Source organism: Amycolatopsis orientalis DSM 40040 = KCTC 9412 (assembly GCF_000478275.1).
Lineage (GTDB): Bacteria > Actinomycetota > Actinomycetes > Mycobacteriales > Pseudonocardiaceae > Amycolatopsis > Amycolatopsis orientalis.
Map to the genome: position 1 here is coordinate 259,333 of NZ_ASJB01000083.1, position 16,686 is coordinate 276,018.

General features: G+C 69.8%; 20 protein-coding genes. 10 read left to right on the forward strand and 10 right to left on the reverse strand.

The window, feature by feature from the left end:
* The first annotated feature begins 20 nt into the window (after positions 1-20).
* Genes L324_RS32360 through L324_RS32375 form a run of 4 tightly spaced genes read left to right on the forward strand, consistent with a single transcriptional unit; the run spans position 21 to position 3,047 of the window.
* Complete coding sequence (locus L324_RS32360; protein ID WP_037317709.1) at positions 21-815, forward strand: putative hydro-lyase; 795 nt, start codon at positions 21-23, stop codon at positions 813-815.
* A gap of 14 nt (positions 816-829) precedes the next feature.
* Positions 830-1,588: a LamB/YcsF family protein gene (locus tag L324_RS32365; protein WP_037318821.1), complete on the forward strand. Its 759-nt coding sequence runs from the start codon at positions 830-832 to the stop codon at positions 1,586-1,588.
* Positions 1,588-2,193: a 5-oxoprolinase subunit PxpB gene (gene pxpB / locus L324_RS32370; RefSeq protein ID WP_037317712.1), complete on the forward strand. Its 606-nt coding sequence runs from the start codon at positions 1,588-1,590 to the stop codon at positions 2,191-2,193. The genes L324_RS32365 and pxpB overlap by 1 nt, the downstream gene beginning before the upstream one ends.
* On the forward strand, positions 2,190-3,047 hold the full coding sequence (locus L324_RS32375; protein ID WP_037317716.1) for a 5-oxoprolinase subunit C family protein: 858 nt from the start codon (positions 2,190-2,192) through the stop codon (positions 3,045-3,047). Before pxpB ends, L324_RS32375 begins: the two co-directional genes overlap by 4 nt.
* Before the next feature lie 15 nt (positions 3,048-3,062).
* On the opposite strand, the gene L324_RS32380 is transcribed toward L324_RS32375, so the two are convergent.
* From L324_RS32380 to L324_RS32405, 7 genes are all read right to left on the reverse strand, one after another.
* Entirely contained in the window at positions 3,063-3,701 is a 639-nt protein-coding gene (locus tag L324_RS32380) for an alpha-ketoglutarate-dependent dioxygenase AlkB family protein (RefSeq protein ID WP_037317719.1), read from the reverse strand.
* Complete coding sequence (locus tag L324_RS43160) at positions 3,689-3,826, reverse strand: hypothetical protein (protein WP_162835890.1); 138 nt, start codon at positions 3,824-3,826, stop codon at positions 3,689-3,691. The genes L324_RS32380 and L324_RS43160 overlap by 13 nt, the downstream gene beginning before the upstream one ends.
* 85 nt (positions 3,827-3,911) lie before the next feature.
* Complete coding sequence (locus L324_RS32385) at positions 3,912-4,748, reverse strand: alcohol dehydrogenase catalytic domain-containing protein (protein WP_037317721.1); 837 nt, start codon at positions 4,746-4,748, stop codon at positions 3,912-3,914.
* Between the two features lie 10 nt (positions 4,749-4,758).
* Positions 4,759-5,139: a hypothetical protein gene (locus L324_RS32390; protein WP_037317723.1), complete on the reverse strand. Its 381-nt coding sequence runs from the start codon at positions 5,137-5,139 to the stop codon at positions 4,759-4,761.
* A 197-nt stretch (positions 5,140-5,336) separates the two neighbouring features.
* On the reverse strand, positions 5,337-6,020 hold the full coding sequence (locus tag L324_RS32395; protein ID WP_037317726.1) for a metal-dependent transcriptional regulator: 684 nt from the start codon (positions 6,018-6,020) through the stop codon (positions 5,337-5,339).
* Positions 6,021-6,055: 35 nt separating this feature from the next.
* Complete coding sequence (locus L324_RS32400; protein ID WP_037317729.1) at positions 6,056-6,505, reverse strand: GNAT family N-acetyltransferase; 450 nt, start codon at positions 6,503-6,505, stop codon at positions 6,056-6,058.
* Positions 6,506-6,511: 6 nt separating this feature from the next.
* Entirely contained in the window at positions 6,512-8,101 is a 1,590-nt protein-coding gene (locus L324_RS32405) for an amidohydrolase (protein ID WP_037317732.1), read from the reverse strand.
* 48 nt (positions 8,102-8,149) lie between these two features.
* On the opposite strand from L324_RS32405, the gene L324_RS32410 reads away from it, so the two are divergent.
* From L324_RS32410 to L324_RS32425, 4 genes are read left to right on the forward strand one after another with little or no spacing between them, the layout of a single operon-like run.
* Complete coding sequence (locus L324_RS32410; protein WP_037317735.1) at positions 8,150-8,893, forward strand: enoyl-CoA hydratase/isomerase family protein; 744 nt, start codon at positions 8,150-8,152, stop codon at positions 8,891-8,893.
* A complete protein-coding gene (locus L324_RS32415) occupies positions 8,890-10,437 on the forward strand; it encodes an AMP-binding protein (RefSeq protein WP_037317738.1) in 1,548 nt (515 codons plus the stop codon). Before L324_RS32410 ends, L324_RS32415 begins: the two co-directional genes overlap by 4 nt.
* On the forward strand, positions 10,428-11,069 hold the full coding sequence (locus L324_RS32420) for a TetR/AcrR family transcriptional regulator (protein WP_235783714.1): 642 nt from the start codon (positions 10,428-10,430) through the stop codon (positions 11,067-11,069). The genes L324_RS32415 and L324_RS32420 overlap by 10 nt, the downstream gene beginning before the upstream one ends.
* A 58-nt stretch (positions 11,070-11,127) precedes the next feature.
* Positions 11,128-11,469: a hypothetical protein gene (locus L324_RS32425; protein WP_037317741.1), complete on the forward strand. Its 342-nt coding sequence runs from the start codon at positions 11,128-11,130 to the stop codon at positions 11,467-11,469.
* Between the two features lie 84 nt (positions 11,470-11,553).
* On the opposite strand, the gene L324_RS32430 is transcribed toward L324_RS32425, so the two are convergent.
* On the reverse strand, positions 11,554-12,723 hold the full coding sequence (locus tag L324_RS32430; protein WP_037317744.1) for an acyl-CoA dehydrogenase family protein: 1,170 nt from the start codon (positions 12,721-12,723) through the stop codon (positions 11,554-11,556).
* Positions 12,724-12,849: 126 nt separating this feature from the next.
* Here L324_RS32430 and L324_RS32435 point away from each other — a divergent pair, with 126 nt between their 5' ends.
* Positions 12,850-14,184 (forward strand): cation:dicarboxylate symporter family transporter, encoded by a 1,335-nt coding sequence (locus L324_RS32435; protein WP_037317747.1) that lies wholly within the window; start codon positions 12,850-12,852, stop codon positions 14,182-14,184.
* Positions 14,185-14,186: 2 nt separating this feature from the next.
* The gene (locus L324_RS32440; protein ID WP_037317751.1) at positions 14,187-14,876 is read left to right on the forward strand and encodes a 4'-phosphopantetheinyl transferase family protein; all 690 of its coding nucleotides are present in this window, start codon (positions 14,187-14,189) and stop codon (positions 14,874-14,876) included.
* Here the strand turns inward: L324_RS32440 and L324_RS32445 are convergent.
* A complete protein-coding gene (locus L324_RS32445; RefSeq protein ID WP_037317755.1) occupies positions 14,863-16,020 on the reverse strand; it encodes an isochorismate synthase in 1,158 nt (385 codons plus the stop codon). The two genes, L324_RS32440 and L324_RS32445, sit on opposite strands and share 14 nt — an antisense overlap.
* Positions 16,021-16,129: 109 nt before the next feature.
* Entirely contained in the window at positions 16,130-16,441 is a 312-nt protein-coding gene (mihF, locus tag L324_RS32450; RefSeq protein WP_005155963.1) for an integration host factor, actinobacterial type, read from the reverse strand.
* Between the last annotated feature and the right edge of the window lie 245 nt (positions 16,442-16,686).

The following is a 16,686-nucleotide window of genomic DNA, read 5'->3' on the forward strand; positions in this document are numbered from 1 at the left end:
TCGGACGAGGAGGCACCGCGATGACCACCTTCGACGAACCGGCGACGATGACCCCGCGCGAGGCCCGCGCCCTGTTCCGCGCGGGAACGGCCCGCCCGACCACCGGCTGGGCGAACGGGTTCACCCAGACCAACCTGATCGCCGTCCCCGAGGACTGGGCGTACGACGTCCTGCTGTTCTGCCAGCGCAATCCGCAGCCCTGCCCGGTGCTCGACGTCAGCGATCCGGGTGACCCGTCGACCCGGCTGGCGCCCGACGCGGACCTGCGCACCGACCTGCCGCGCTACCGCGTCTGGCAGAACGGCGCGCTGTCCGGGGAGATCTCGGACGCGAGCGGACTGTGGCGCAGCGACATGGTCGCGTTCTCGATCGGCTGCAGCTTCACGTTCGAATCGGCGCTGGCCGCCGAGGGGATCCCGCTGCGACACGTCGACCAGGGCCGGAACGTGGCGATGTACGTGACGAACCGCGAATGCGTCCCGGCGGGACGGCTGCACGGGCCGATGGTGGTCTCCATGCGGCAGATCCCCGAAGACCGCGTCGACGACGCCGTGCGGATCACCCGCGGGATGCCGGCCGTGCACGGTGCGCCCGTGCACATCGGCGACCCCGCCGCACTCGGCATCACCGATCTCGCCCGCCCCGATTTCGGGGATCCGGTCGACGCCGAACCCGGTGACGTACCGGTGTTCTGGGCGTGCGGCGTGACCCCGCAAGCGGCACTGATGGCCTCGCGGCCGCCGTTCGCGATCACGCACGCGCCGGGCTACATGTTCGTGACCGACAAGCTCGACAGTGAGTTCAGGGTGGCCTGATGGATCTCAGCCGTATCGACCTCAACAGTGACCTGGGCGAGGGTTTCGGCGCCTGGAAGATGGGCGACGACGACGCCATGCTCGACATCGTCACCAGCGCGAACGTCGCGTGCGGCTTCCACGCCGGCGACCCGTCGGTGATGCGGCGCGTCTGCGAACGCGCGGCGGCACGCGGTGTCGTCATCGGTGCCCACGTCGCCTACCGGGATCTGGCCGGATTCGGGCGGCGGGCGATGGACGTCGCCCCCGCCGACCTGGCCGACGACGTGCTTTACCAGATCGGAGCGCTCGACGCCTTCGCGCGGGCGGCCGGGACGCGGGTGCGGTACGTGAAACCGCACGGGGCCTTGTACAACACCGCTTCCGTGGATCCGGAACAGGCGGCCGCGGTGGTCGAAGGCATCCGGCGCTTCTATCCCGCTCTCGCGCTGTTGTGCCCGCCGAACTCGGAAATGGCCAAGCAGGCCGAAAAGGCCGGGTTCCCCGCGTACGCCGAGGCCTTCGCCGACCGCGCCTACACGTCGGAAGGTTTTCTGGTGTCACGGAAACTGCCGGGCGCAGTCCTCCACGACGCCGACGAGGTGGCCGACCGCGCGGTCGCGATGGCGACCACCGGCAAGGTCGTCGCGGACGACGGGACCGAGCTGAAGCTCGAACCGCATTCGCTGTGCGTGCACGGCGACACCCCGGGCGCCGTCGAGCTGGCGCGCCGGATCCGCGCGGGACTAGGCGCGTCGGGTGTCCACATCGGATCGTTCCTCGAGGCCGCGTGATGCGAGTACTGCCCTATGGGGCGCGTGCCGCCATGGTCGACTTCGACGATCCGTCGGAGGTGCTCGGGCTGCACGCGTCACTGGAGCAGGATCCGCCGGACGGCGTCGTCGAACTCGTCCCGGCCGCGCGGACCCTGCTCGTCCGGTTCGATCCTGGCCGGACGCACCACGACAGGCTCGCGGGCGCGATCCTCGATAGGTCCACTGTGGACGTTTCACCCCGCGAAGCCGCCGAGATCGTCGTGCCGGTGCGCTATGACGGCCCGGACCTCGCCGAAGTCGCGGCCGCCGCGGGCATGTCGGCCGAAGCGGTCGTCCGGCGGCACGAAGACGGCGTCTACGTCTCGGCCTTCTGCGGTTTCGCACCGGGTTTCGCCTACCTGACCGGACTCGACCCGGCACTGCACCTGCCACGCCGGTCGAGCCCGCGCACGCGGGTGCCCGCCGGTTCGGTCGCGATCGCGGGCGAGTACACGGCGGTGTACCCGCATTCGTCGCCCGGTGGCTGGCGGCTGATCGGGCGGACGACGCTGCCGGTGTGGGACGTCGAACGGGAGCCGCCGAACCTGCTCACGCCGGGTACCCGGATCCGGTTCACTTCATGACGGCGAAGATCGAAGTCGTCCACCCCGGGGTTTTCGCCACCGTGCAGGATCTCGGACGGCCGGGGCTGGCCGCGATCGGCGTCGGCCGGTCCGGCGCCGCCGACCGCGGTTCGCTGCGGCTGGCCAACCGGCTGGTCGGGAACCCCGAGGGGCACGCGGCCCTGGAAGTGGTGTTGGGCGGTCTCGTACTGAGGTTCTCCGCGCCCGCGACGGTCGCCGTCACCGGTGCGCCCTGCTCGATCACGGTGAGCGGGCGGGCCGCCGGGCCTTGCTCGCCGATCGCAGTCGGCCCCGGCGACGAACTGGTTCTCGGCATGGCCGCCCGGGGTTTGCGGTGCTACGTCGCCGTGCGCGGCGGCATAGCCGTCCCCGCGGTGCTGGGCGCCCGCGCGACCGACACCCTCGGCAAGCTCGGCCCGCCCGCCCTTTCGGCGGGGATGACCCTGCCGGTGGGCCACCGGGTGCTCGACCATCCCGGGGTCGACCTCGCTCCCCGTGCCGCGCTGCCGGACGAGCCGGTCCTGCGGGTGACTCCGGGGCCACGGGTCTCGTGGTTCGTCCCCGGCACACTGTCCACTTTGGTCTCTTCGCCGTTCACCGCCACGGCTGACGTCGACCGGGTCGGCGTACGGCTCGAAGGTCCCGAGCTGGCGCGGGCGCGCGAGGGCGAGCTGCCTCCCGAGGCCGCGGTGCCGGGCGCGTTGCAGATTCCGCCTTCGGGGCAGCCGATCCTGTTCCTGGCCGACCATCCGGTGACCGGGGGCTATCCGGTGCTCGCCGTGGTCGACGAGGCGGACCTGGACCTGGCCGCCCAGATCCGGCCAGGCCAACGGGTGCGCTTCAGGTACTCGTGAGTGGTAATGACGGTTCTAACCGTCATTACCACTCACGAGGCCGGAGACCCGCAAAGTGAGGTTCAGCCGGCCCGTCAGCCCCAGCGCCGGGTCGGCGGTCCCGGGCAGTACCCGCGGCACGCCGTGGAAGGCCAGCCGCGACTCCCCGCCGAACACGAACAGATCCCCCGACCGCAGATCGACGTCGGTGTAGGGCCGCCCGCGATCGGACGTGTTCCCGAACCGGAAGACGCACGCGTCCCCCAGGCTCAACGAGACGACGGGCTCCAGCGACGCCTCGTCCTTGTCCTGATGCATCCCCATCTTCGCGGCGGAGTCGTAGAAGTTCACCAGCGCCGTGTCCGGCTCGTACGACGACGGACCGTAAGCGGCGGAAACCGCCCGCCGCCCGAGATCGCCCAGCCACGAAGGGAACGGCAACACCGGGGAGCCGTCGTCGGTCACCCGCGAATACCGGTACGGGTGCCAGTGCCAGCCGAGGCAGACCGTCCGCACGGACATCACGCCACCGTTCGGCAGCCGCGTCCGCCGGTAGCCACGCCAGCCGCGGCAGGCTTCGACCAGATGTCGTTGCTCGTCGAAATCGAGCCAGTCGGGGATGTGCACGGCACCGGGAGCGATTTCGGCCCGGGGTCGGGGGATCAGCGCGTCCACACGTCGAGTCTGCCAGGGCGTGCGCCGATCATCCGGTGTCCCCGCACCATGACACCGGCCGCCGAGAACCACGCCAGTACCCGCCTGATCAGCGAGGTGTGGGACGGGGCCGCCTTGAGTGTCACGTCACTGACCGTGGCACAAGATTCGCGAGGAAACCACCTTTCGGACTACTCCGATCGGCCGGTTGACGATTTTGCGTACACCCGATTACGGGGAATCACCGATCTCCACGACGGTCACCCCGGCTTGGGCCGGTACCGGATCGTTCATCCGCGCCAGCACCGCCGGGACGTCGTCGAGGCCGACCCGCTTGCCGATCATCCCGGCGAGATCGATCCCGGCGGTCTCCACCACCCGCAGCATCTCGGCAACGGCTTCGTGGCCTTCGAACGCCGACGCGTCCACGGTCACGGCCGCGCCCATCCGCGAGGCCAGCGCCCTGGCCTGGGGAGACGGATCGACGGCGACGACCGACGCTCCCGCCGCGACGGCCAGCAGGATCGCCGAAACGCCGACCCCGCCACAGCCGTAGACCGCGACCCACTGGCCCGGCCGGACGCCGCCTTGGCGGAGCACCGCCCGGAACGCCGTCCCGAACCGGCAGCCCAGCGCGGCCGCCTCGGCCGCCGACATCGAGTCCGGCAGCGCCACGAGGTTGACCTCGGCGTTCTCGATGGCGACGTACTCCGCGAACGAACCCCAGTGGGTCGCGCCCGGCTGGAATTCGCGGTCGCAGATCTGCTGGTCACCGGCCGCGCACTGGGCGCAGGTGCCGCAGGCGCAGACGAACGGCACGGTCACCCGGTCCCCCACCGACCAGCCGCGGACGCCCTCGCCGAGCGACGCGATCCGGCCGGCGAGTTCGTGCCCGGCGACGTGCGGCAGCTTCACCGACGTGTCGTGCCCCTGCCAGGAGTGCCAGTCGCTGCGGCACACCCCGGTCGCGTCGACCGCGATCACCACCCCGCCAGGGGTCACGGACGGATCCGGCACCTCGCGTACCTCGGGCAGCACCCCGAACTCCTCGAAGACGACCGCCCGCACCGCATCTCCTTCACGTCCCGGTCTCGCGGCCCCGCTGCATCACCAGGCCTTCGCCGGGCACCGTACACCGGGCGGCCCGCCCGCGCGGCGGTCCCAGCAGCCGCGACAGGGACTCCGGCGGTACGCCGAGGATGTCCTCGAGATTCTTGAGCACCAGCAACGACTCCGGCCGTTCGGGACGGCAGCGCCCGGACTGCCAATGGCTCAGTGTCGCGAGGCTGATCGAGCACCCCCGCCCGCGCAGCCGGTACCGGATCCGGTCGAGACCGAGACCCCTCGCCCTGATCGCCGCCCTGAGGGCGTCCGCGAACGGCCCGCTCTCCAGCAGCCGTCTGAGTTCACGCCCTTCCGCCACCCCCCGGTCGATGGTGTGTGTCCGCTGACCGGTCATCGTCTCGCCTTCGTACGCTCGCTAGCCACCCGGAATAGCGCAGCCTAGGCGCGCGATCACATGATCGGAAGGGTCTTGGATCACCTATCCGCCCGGCATGCGGGTGACATGCCGGGACCGAATTATGCAGGGACGTAGGGAAAATTCCCACCGCGCGAGCCGTCCGAAATGTGTCCACAGTGGACACATGACCCGGTTCAGCGAAGCTCGACCGACAGCGCCTGCGCGATCTCCTTGCCGATGGCGTGCGTCGCCGCGTCCGGCGGCGAACCGACCTTGACCACCATCGGACCGCCGAACGGCTGGCGCTCGACGACCTCGATCCGCTCGCCGAGGCCGATGGCGTGCTCGGTGAGGTAGCGCAGGAGTTCCGGATCGGTGTCCCAGACGCGGACGATCTCGCCGACCGCGCCGGGCGGGAGGTCGTCGAGGATGCGCATCGGCAGCTCCTCGACGCTGCCGTCGGGGGCGGGGATGGGGTCGCCGTGCGGGTCGCGCACCGGGTTGCCGAGCTTCGCCGCGATCCGCTCGACGAGCCTGTCCGACACCGCGTGCTCGAGCGCGTCGGCCTCGGCGTGCACCTCGTCCCAGGTGTAGCCGAGTTCGGACACCAGGTAGGTCTCGATCAGCCGGTGGCGGCGGAGCACCGAGCGGGCGAGCTGCCTGCCCTCGGTGGTGAGCTCGATCCCGCGGTACGGGACGTGCGCGACCAGCCCCAGCTGGGACAGCTTGGTGACCATGCCGGAGGCCGACGACGGGCTGACCTCCAGCCGCCCGGCCAGCGACGTGTTGGTGACGGCCTCACCGCGTTCCACCAGCCCGTAGATCACCCGGACGTAGTCCTCAACGGACGACGACCTGCGGCTTGCCCCTTCACCCATACCCTGGAGTTTACGGCTTGCCGCTCCTCAGCGGCTCACCCCGCGTGCGGCCGCCAGCGGTACCGGATCCAGCCGGGGACGGGCTCGGCGCCGAGCTGGGCGTAGAACGCCTCGCCCTTCTCGTTGCCCTCCTGCATGTCCCATTCGACCCGGCCCGGCGTGCGGGCGCTCAGCTCGTTCAGCAGCTCACCCCCGAGGCCGAAGCGGCGATGCTCCGGACGGACGAAGAGGTCGTCGAGCCAGATCCCCGGCCTGGCCTCCCAGGTCGAGAAGTTCCAGCTGCAGAAGGCGAAGCCCGCGACCGTGCCCGGCTCGTCCGGCGGGGTGGCGAGCAGCACCCATGCCTTCGGATCGGGCCCGAAGAGGAACCCGGCCATCTCCTGGCGGTCGAGTTTCAGATCGTGTTTGTCCTCGTAGACGGCGTGCTCCTCGATGAGCGCGCAGATCTCTTCGATGTCGTCGGCGACCGCGTCCCGTACCGGCATCCCGTTTCAGCTCCGTTCGTAGACGATGTCGCCGCCGACGGCGGTGGCGACGACGTGGATCGAATCCAAAGTGGACTCGTCGGTCGGATCGGCCGAGAGGACCGCGAAGTCCGCGAGCTTGCCGGGCTCCAGCGTGCCCAGATCCTTCTCGGCGAAAGCGGCGTACGCGGATCCGTAGGTGTACGCGCGCAAGGCTTCGGCGGGAGTGAGCCGCTCATCGGGACCCAGCACGACCCCGGACGCGGTCTTCCGCCGCACCATGTCGGCCAGCGCCAGCAGCGGCGCGCCCTCGACGACCGGGCGGTCCGAGCTGGCGGGGAGCACGCATCCCGCGTCGAGCAGGCTCTTGAGCCGGTAGCACCACGGCTCGCGCCCGGGACCGAGCGCGGCCCGCATCCCGTCGCCGATCTCGTTGACGAACCGGCCCTGCGGTGAGGCGATCAACCCCAGCGAGGCCAGCCGCTTCAGCTCCTCGGGCCGCAGCACCGCGCAATGCTCGATGCGGTGCCGGTGATCGGGCCGCGGATGCGCCTTCAGCGCGGCTTCGTAGGCGTCGAGAACGACCGTGATCGCACGGTCGCCGATGGCGTGCGTCGCGATCTGCCAGCCCGCCCGGTGCGCGGCGGCGATCGTCCGCGCGATCTCGTCCTCGGGCACCTGGAAGTAGCCGACGTTGTCCGGTTCCCCGGCGAACGGCTCGTGCATCGCGCAGGTCCGGCCGATCAGCGAACCGTCGGCGAACAGCTTCATCGCGCCGATCCGCAGCCATTCGTCGCCGAACCCGGTCCGCATCCCCAGGTCCAGCCCGAAGCCCGCTCCGGCGTCCAGGTCGTGGAGCACACTCGCCGCGACCATCACCGTGCTCCGCACCCGCAGGACGCCCCGATCGCGCGCCAGCTGGTACGCGGCGAGTTCGGCCGGGGTCTCCCCCACGAGACCCCCGCCGATCCCGGCCTCCTGGACACTCGTGATCCCCTCGGCGAGGTAGCGCTCACTCGCCCTGTCCAGCCCGCGGACGACCCGCTCGACCGGCGTCGGGTAGGTCAGCGGCCGCAGCATGAGCTGGGCCTGTTCCCGCAGCAGCCCGGTCGGCGACCCGTCCTCGTCGCGGACGACGTCACCGCCCACCGGCACGTTCGCCAGGTCCAGCCGCTCCAGCACCGCCGAGTTGACCACGGTCATATGCCCTGACGTGTGCTTCAGCCGCACCAAGAGGCCCGGGGCGGCGCGATCGAGGCCGTACCTCGTCGGATGCCCGCCTTCGAGCTTGTTCTGGTCGTAGCCGCTGCCGATGATCCAGGAGCCCGGCGGCAGCCCGGCCGCCCGCCGCGCGACGGCCTCGTACACCTCGTCCACGCTGCGGCAATCCGAAAGCGGGACGTCGTCGAGGGACATGCCGAACCAGGCCATGTGGTTGTGCGCGTCGTGGAAACCGGGCACCACCACGGAGCCGCCGAGGTCCACCCGCCGCTTCGCGGAAAGCGCGGCCGCGTCCTCGCCGAGGGCGACGATGCGCCCGTTCAGGGTGGCAAGCGCCGCGGATTCCTCCGTTCCGGTGAGGAATCGCGCGTTCTCGTAGACCGTGTCGACCCGCATGGTTTCGACCCTATCGATCGATCGATCGTCTCGTCTAGGCTCGGCGACATGAGCACCGTGGACTACGCACTCGACGACGGAATCGCTGTGATCTGGCTGAATCGCCCCGAACGGCTCAACGCGGTGGTCGCCGAACTGGTCGACGACCTGCTGGAGGCCCTCGACGCGGCCGCCCGCTCCGACGCGCGCGCCGTCGTGCTGGCCGGCCGGGGGCGCGCTTTCTGCGCCGGGCACGACCTGAAAGAGCCCACCCCCGAGGGTGATTCACGCCCGCGACTCGACCGGCTACAGGACGTGACACGCCGCCTTCGCGGGCTCCGCCAGCCTGTCATCGCCGCGGTCCACGGCTACGCGATCGGCGCGGGCGCCGAGTTCGCGATGGGCTGCGACCTGATCCTCGCCGCCGAAGACGCGGTGTTCGCCTTCCCCGAGGTCTCGCTGGGGCTGAGCGTCACGGGCGCCGCGTCGCGGCTGCTGCCGTTGCTGGTCGGACCGCTGAAGGCCAAGGAACTCCTGCTGCTGGGCGAACGGGTTAGCGGCACCCGGGCGCACGAACTCGGCCTGGTCAACGCCGCCGTGCCTGTCGACGACCTGATGGACACCGCACTCGACTGGGCGGCCAGGATCGCCGCGCATCCGGCCGCCGCGGCCACGATGGCCAAACGCGCCCTCGATTCCGGCATCGACAGCTCGCTCGACGCCGCCCTCGAACTCGAAGTCAGCCACGCGCTGATCACCGAGCACTCCGCCGAGGTCGCCGCCTCGGCCGAAGCGTTCCGGAGCCGGACATGACCTCTCTCGCCGGGATCGAGACCCTCGTGGGACTGACCACGAGGGCTGCCGCGCTCTGGCCGGACAAGACGGCGTGGATCCTCGACTCCACCGGGGAGAGCTTCACCTTCGCCGACGTCGACGCGCGCAGCACGGAGTTCGCCCGCGCGCTGCTCGACCTCGGCGTGGAACCGGGTGACCGGGTCGCGGTGATGCTGCGCAACCAGCCCGAATTCCCGTTGCTGTGGCTGGCCTTGGCCAAGATCGACGGGGTGCTCGTCCCGGTCAACACCGGGTACCGCGAGTTCGACGGCGCCCACGTGCTGCGGCATTCCGGTGCCAGGTTCGCCGTCGCCGCGGAGGAGTTCCTGGAGCTGCTGACCAAGATCGCGCCGGAGACCTCGCTGGAACGCGTGCTCACGCCCGCCGAACTCGTCGCGCCTCCAGGCGGCGCCCCGGTCTTCGCGAGCGAAGGCGAGCGTCCGGTCAACATCCAGTACACCTCGGGCACCACGGGCGCGCCCAAGGGCTGCGTACTGCCGAACCGGTACTGGACGACACTGGCGATCAGCCTGGCCACGGACTTCCCGTCGGTCGGCGCGGACGACGTCATCCTGACCGCGCAACCGTTCCACTACATCGATCCACAGTGGAACGTCGCGCTGGGGCTCGCGGGCGGCGCGACCCTGGTGGTGCTCGACCGCTTCCACCCGTCCACCTTCTGGGAGAAGGTCCGCGAACACGGCGTCACCTGGTTCTACTGCCTCGGCCTGATGCCCACCCTTCTGCTGCGCCAGCCGGAAAGCGAGCTGGACAAGGCGCACCAGGTCCGCGCGATCTGCGCGTCGGCCATCCCGCGCGACCTGCACGCCACCCTCGAAGCACGCTGGGGCGCGCCGTGGTTCGAGGCCTTCGGGATGACCGAGACCGGCGGTGACATCCGGATGTACCCGGCGGATCACGAGGAGACGGTCGGGACCGGCTGCCTCGGCAGGCCGGCGCCCACCCGCGAGGTGATGATCGCCGACGCGGAGGGGAAACCGCTGCCACGCGGCGAAACCGGCGAGCTGCTGATCCGCGGGGTCGGGCTGATGCACGGCTACCACGACGACGCCGAAGCGACCGCGCGCGCGTTCTCCGGCGGCTGGTTCCACACCGGCGACCTGGCCACAATGGACGACGAAGGCCGCGTGTACTACGTGGGGCGCACCAAGGACATGATCCGCCGCAGCGGCGAGAACATCTCCGCCGACGAGGTCGAACGGGCCCTGCAGCTGCATCCGGCGGTCAAGCTCGCCGCCGTCGTCGCGGTGCCGGACGACCTCCGCGGCGAGGAGGTCAAGGCGTACATCGTCCTCGACGAAAACGAGGGGCACCGGTGCGAACCGGCCGAGCTGGCGGAGTTCTGCCTGACGAAACTGGCCTACTTCAAGGTTCCCCGGTTCTGGGCGTTCCCGGCGGAGCTGCCGATGACACCGTCGGAACGCGTCGCCAAGGGCGAGCTGAAGAAGGTCACGGACCCGCGAGCCGGGTCGTGGGACAGGACGACCGGGTCATGGCTGTGAACACCCGGGAGAGAGTCCGGCAGGCGGCGGTGAAACTGTTCGCCACCAAGGGTTTCCACGGCACCGGCATCCGGGACCTCGCCCAGGAGGCGGAACTGTCGTCCGCCAGCCTGTACCACTACATGGGCACCAAAGAGGACCTGCTGGTGGCCATCATGAACGAGTCACTGCGGCGGCTGCTCGACGCGGCCGAGCAGGCCACCGCCGGGCTGGCCGATCCCGTGTCGCGGCTCGGATCCCTGGTGGCACTGCACGTCCTCGCGCACGCCATCCAGCCGGATGACACCCGCGTGGTGGACAACGAGGTCCACGCGCTCACCCCCGCGGCCAGGGCCGAGGTGGTGGCGCTGCGCGACGCCTACGAACGGCTGTGGGCGGACGCCATCGAGGACGGTGTCGCGGCGGGCGTCTTCCACACCGACCAGCCTTCGGTCACCCGGCTCGCGCTGGTGGAGATGTGCAGCGGGGTCGCGCGCTGGTACTCGCCGCGCGGGCCGCTCGGCCTCGACCAACTGGCCTCGCACTACGCGGAACTGGCGTTGCGGGCGCTCGGCTGCGCCGGTCCGCTGGGGTCCGCTCACCTGCAAAACTGCCGTGAAGTGGTCTCAGGAGTGTGGCGAGTGCCCGTTTAGCGGCGACTTTAGGTCCGTACGCCTTGCTCAGACGGCTTGTCTGGGGGACGCTCGAAGGGTGACTGAGCAAACGATCCAACTCGAACTGGACGACTCGGGTCTCTCGCCGGCGTTGCCGGTGCCTTCGAACCCCCGTGATCAGGTGCAGGACGTTCCCTACCGCCCGGTGGGCTTCCGCGACGACGACCTGCCCACGGCGCTCGAACGGTGCGCGACATGGCTACGTCAGGCTCAGGAGTGGCTCGGGGAACCGGTCGATGTGCTGGCCGTCCATCTCGACTATGACGACCGCAAGGGTTCGCCGTATTACGACGTGAAACTTCTCTGCAATGAGGAGGACCTGGCCGGGGTCCCGATCGCGATGCGGAGCCAGAAGGACGACGACGAGGACGAGAGCTAGAGAGACCGACGCTATGAAAGGTCCTTTCCTTGCAAATTTTGCAAGGAAAGGACCTTTCATGGCATCCGGGCGGCTCAGGGAGGCTCAACCCAAGGTGCCGCCGACCTTGACGTGCCCCTTCAGCAGGTTGCGGGCGATGGTCCGGCGCTGGATCTCGTCGGTGCCCTCGTAGATCCGCAGCAGCCGCAGTTCGCGATACCACCGCTCGACCGGCAGTTCCCGTGTGTAGCCCATTCCGCCGTGGATCTGCAGGACGCGGTCGACGATCTCGTTCGCCTTCACCCCACCGTAGAGCTTCGCCATCGACTGCGCGTGCCGCGAGTCCAGCTTCTGGTCGACCTGCCAGGCGGCGTGCAGCACCAGCCAGCGCAGCGCCTCCAGCTCGGTGCCGGAATCCGCGATCATCCACTGGATGGCCTGGCGCTCGGCGATCTTCTGCCCGAACGTCTCCCGGGTGTTGGCGTGCTCGATGGCCATCGAGATCAGCCGCTCGCAGGAGCCGATCGCGCGGGCGGGCAGCAGGTAGCGGCCGGCGCCGATCCACTGCATGGCCAGGTCGAAACCGTGGCCGAGTTCGCCGAGGATCTGCGTCTCGGGCACGCGGACGTCCTCGAAGACCAGCGACGCCGGACCCCATTCGCCCATGGTGTCGATGTACTCGGACTTCCAGCCCGCGTCGCGGTCGACCAGGAAGCAGGTGACGCCGCCGTTCGCGCCCTTCTCCGGGTCGGTGATCGCGAAGACCATCACGAAGTCGGCCTCGTTACCGCCGGTGATGAAGGTCTTCTCGCCGTTGATCACCCAATCGGTGCCGTCCTTGCGGGCCGACGTCCGGATGGCCTTGGCGTCCGAGCCCGCGCCGGGTTCGGTGATCGCGAAGCACGACTTGCGTTCGCCCGAGATCGTCGGGAGCAGGTAGCGCTCCTTCTGCTCGTCGTTGGCGTAGTAGAGGATGTTGTCCGCGTTGCCGCCGAAGCGGAACGGCACGAAGGTGCGGCCGAGTTCGGCCTCCAGCAGCGCTGTCATCACCGCGGACAGGCCCATGCCGCCGTACTCCTCTGGCGTCTGCACGCCCCAGAACCCGGACTCCTTGGCCTTCAGCTGCAGCTCGCGCAGTTCGTCGGAGGTGAGCCCTGGCTCACCGGCGCGTTCGCGGCGGAGCACCTCCTGCTCACGCGGCATCAGCTCACGCTGGACGAACGTGCGGACCCAGTCGCGCACTTCGCGTTCCTCGACGCTGAGAGAGAAATCCATGGTCGGCCCGCTCCTCCTCGACATTACTAAGCGCTTGCTTAGGCCAAGGGTACCGCTTCGGTTGTCGAACACCGAGAACCTGTCATAAGTTTTCGCAACCTGTTCTCATCTCGTCGAAGGGCACCCATGAGCACGAAGGAACCCGCGACGAAGCGGGACCGGACCCATTACCTCTACATCGCCGTCATCGTGGCGGTGGCGCTCGGCATCGCCGTCGGCATCCTGTTCCCCGCCCTCGGCAAGGAACTGAAGCCGCTCGGCACCGGTTTCGTGAACCTGATCAAGATGATGATCTCGCCGATCATCTTCTGCACGATCGTGCTCGGCGTCGGCTCGGTGGCGAAGGCCGCGAAGGTCGGCCGCGTCGGCGGGCTCGCGATCGGCTACTTCCTGGTGATGTCGACGGTCGCGCTGGTCATCGGCCTGGTCGTCGGCAACATCCTGCAGCCCGGCACCGGCCTGCACCTGACCCCGGAGATCGCCCAGAAGGGCCAGGGCCAGATCGCCAAGAGCGAGGGCACGGTCGAGTTCCTGCTCGGCATCATCCCGAAGACCCTGGTCTCGGCGTTCACCGAGGGCGAGGTGCTGCAGACGCTGCTGGTCGCGCTGCTCGCCGGGTTCGCGCTGCAGAAACTGGGCACGAAGGGCGAGCCGATCCGCCGCGGGATCGAGCACATCCAGCGGCTCGTGTTCCGGATCCTGGCGATGATCATGTGGGCGGCCCCGGTCGGCGCGTTCGGCGCGATCGCCGCCGTCGTCGGTGAGACCGGCTGGAAGGCGCTGCAGAGCCTCGCGGTGATCATGCTCGGCTTCTACATCACCTGCGCGCTGTTCGTGTTCGTGGTGCTCGGGCTGATCATCGGCCTGCTGGCCAGGGTCAACATCTTCAAGCTGCTGAAGTACCTCGGCCGCGAGTTCCTGCTGATCCTCTCGACGTCGTCGTCGGAATCGGCGCTGCCGCGGCTGATCGCGAAGATGGAGCACGCCGGCGTCTCCAAACCGGTCGTCGGGATCACCGTGCCGACCGGGTACTCGTTCAACCTCGACGGCACCGCGATCTACCTGACGATGGCGTCCATCTTCATCGCCGACGCACTCGACAAACCGCTGACGATCGGCGAGCAGATCTCCCTGCTGGTGTTCATGATCATCGCGTCGAAGGGCGCGGCCGGGGTCACCGGCGCCGGGCTCGCGACGCTGGCGGGCGGGCTGTCCTCGCACCGGCCGGAGCTGGTGGACGGCGTCGGGTTCATCGTCGGCATCGACCGGTTCATGTCCGAGGCCCGCGCGCTGACGAACTTCGCGGGCAACGCCGTCGCGACCGTGCTCATCGGCACCTGGACCAAGGAGATCGACCGCGAGCAGCTCGACCGGACCCTGAACGGCGAGTCGCCGTTCGACGAAACGACGCTGCTCGACGAACATTCGAGTGAAGCCGATGCGGAATCGGGTAAGAAGTAGATGTGATCGAATGTGCGGTCCGCTGGTCCCCGCCCCTGCCCGCCGAACCCCGGTTCCTGGCCCTGCTCGACGAGCTTGAGCAAGGCCGGTACGACACCTATCGCCAGGACATCGACAAACGCCGGTTCCTGACCGGCCGGGTGCTGGCGAAGACCGTCACCGCCGAGCGGCTCGGCCTGGCCGTCGAGGAGGTAAGCTTCGACGCGACCTGCGACGACTGCGGGAAACCGCACGGCCGCCCTCGGGTGCCCGGCGCGCCGCTGATGCTGTCGATCTCGCATTCCGGCGACCTCATCGGCGTCGCGGCCACCGCGGGCACGCCGGTCGGCCTCGACGTCGAGACCGCCACGAGGCGCGCCGACGATTCGCTCATCGAGTACGCGCTGAGCCCGGCCGAGCAGGCGGCGGTGTCCGGTCTGCTCGCCGAGCAGCGGACGACGGCGTTCTTCACGTACTGGACGCGCAAGGAAGCCGTCATGAAGGCGACCGGGAAGGGACTGAAGATCCCGCTGCAGAGCATCACGTTCTCCGGCCACGACGAGGCGGCGCGGCTGGTCTCGTCGGGCGACGCGGCCCTGGACCCGGCGCGGACGCGGCTCGTGGACCTGAAGGCGGCCGAGGGCTACCGGGCCGCCGTCGCGCTGCTCACGTCCGACGAAATCTCGGTCACCGAAGACTTCACGACCCTCTGATCTCCAGGCCCATCGCGGCGAGCAGGGTGCGGAACTTCGCCGACGTCTCGTCCAGCTCCGTCCGGGGGTCGGACGCGGGCACGATGCCACCACCGGCGTACAGCCGCATCGAGGTGTCGGCGATCTCCGCGCACCGGATCCCGACGGCCCATTCGCCGTCTCCGGCCGCGTCGACCCATCCGACGGCTCCCGCGTAGTACGCGCGGTCGAACGGCTCGAGCTCCCCCACCAGCGAGCGCGCCGCGGCGGTCGGCGTCCCGCAGACCGCGGGCGTCGGATGCAGCGCGGCGGCGAGGTCCAGCGCGGTGACGTCCTGATCGATCAGCTCACCGGTGACGGTCGTCGAGAGATGCCAGATCGCCGGCGTCGAGACCAGCTCCGGGCCGCGGACGTCGAGCGTGCGGCAGAACGGCCGCAGGGTTTCGACGACGGATTCCACCACCACGGCGTGTTCGACGTGGTCCTTTTCGGACGCCAGCAGCGTCTCACCATTCGCCTTGTCGATCGCCGGGTCTGCCGACCGGGGCATCGACCCGGCATGCGGCCTGGACAGGACCGAGCCGCCGGTACGGGACACCAGGAGTTCGGGGGTGGCGCCGACGAGCGTGCGCCCGCCGGGCAACTGCACGGCGTAGGTGGTGTGGCGGGGGTTCCCGTTCGCCAGGTTCCGGACGACGTGGTCGACCGGTACGGCCTCGGCGAAGTCGAGATCGAGCGCGCGGGCCAGCACGACCTTGCGCAGGTCCCGGTCGCTCAGCGCCGATACGGCCGCGCGGACGGCGGCCAGATGCGCCTCCGGCTCGGGTACCGGCGTGACCTTCACCGGCCGTGGAAGCGCGGTGCGCGGCGGAACGGCCGCATGGTCGGAGGAGGCGCGAAGGACCACGCGGGGCAAGACCAGATGACCCGGCGTGCCCGTGCCCTCACTGGTGTCGAAGGGCAGCACACCCACCGCGACCGGGACACCCGAGTCGGCGAACAGCCCCGGTAGCGCCCGGGACAGCCGTGCCGGATCGGTGTCGGTCACGGTGGTCGCGGCACCGCTCGCGAGGAGCGCGTGCCGGGCCGTGGCCAGGAGGAAGTCGCCCCGCGTATAGCGGGCGGCCAGGTCTGCCGGGGTCGCCGGTGCGGTACTGGTCGTCACCCCACCAGCGTCCCAGGCTCCGGCTGAGACCAGGGGAAAGTGTTGCCCGGACAACAGCCACTCGGGCGACACCTTCCCCTGGACAGCCCGTGTGACCTGGGCGGAAGCGTTACTTCAGCGCCTCGAGGAGGGCCTCGCGCTGCCGCTCGCCCAGGCCGGCGGCACGCCGGTCGGGGTCGATCCCGGCCTGCTCCAGCAGGGCGGCGACCTTGACCGCGCCCAGGCCGGGCACGGCCTTCAGCAGCTGCGTGACCTTCGTCTTGCCGATGGTCTTGTTCTCCTTGGCCTGCTTGAGCACCTTGTCGATGCTCTCCTTGCCGGACTTGATCGACGCAAGCAGCTCGGAGCGCGCCTTGCGAGCCTCAGCCGCCTTGGCGAGGGCATCGGCGCGCTGCTCCGGAGTCAACGTGGGCAGAGCCAACGTAGTAGTCCTTTCATCTCAGGTCTCCGCTTTCGCGGCCGACGGCCATTTACCCGTGCTTGCAGCCGCAAGCGCTGGCCAGCCGTCTCTGTACCACGGCCCCAGTAAACGCCACCTGTTCCGTGGCCGTGAAACCGACACGCACTTATTACCCCTCGACCACGCCATGGGCAACCCGCCCCAGCCTGCGGAAACACGCCTTTCGGGCGGCGTTGCGATGGTGTTCATCACCCTTATGAGCGATG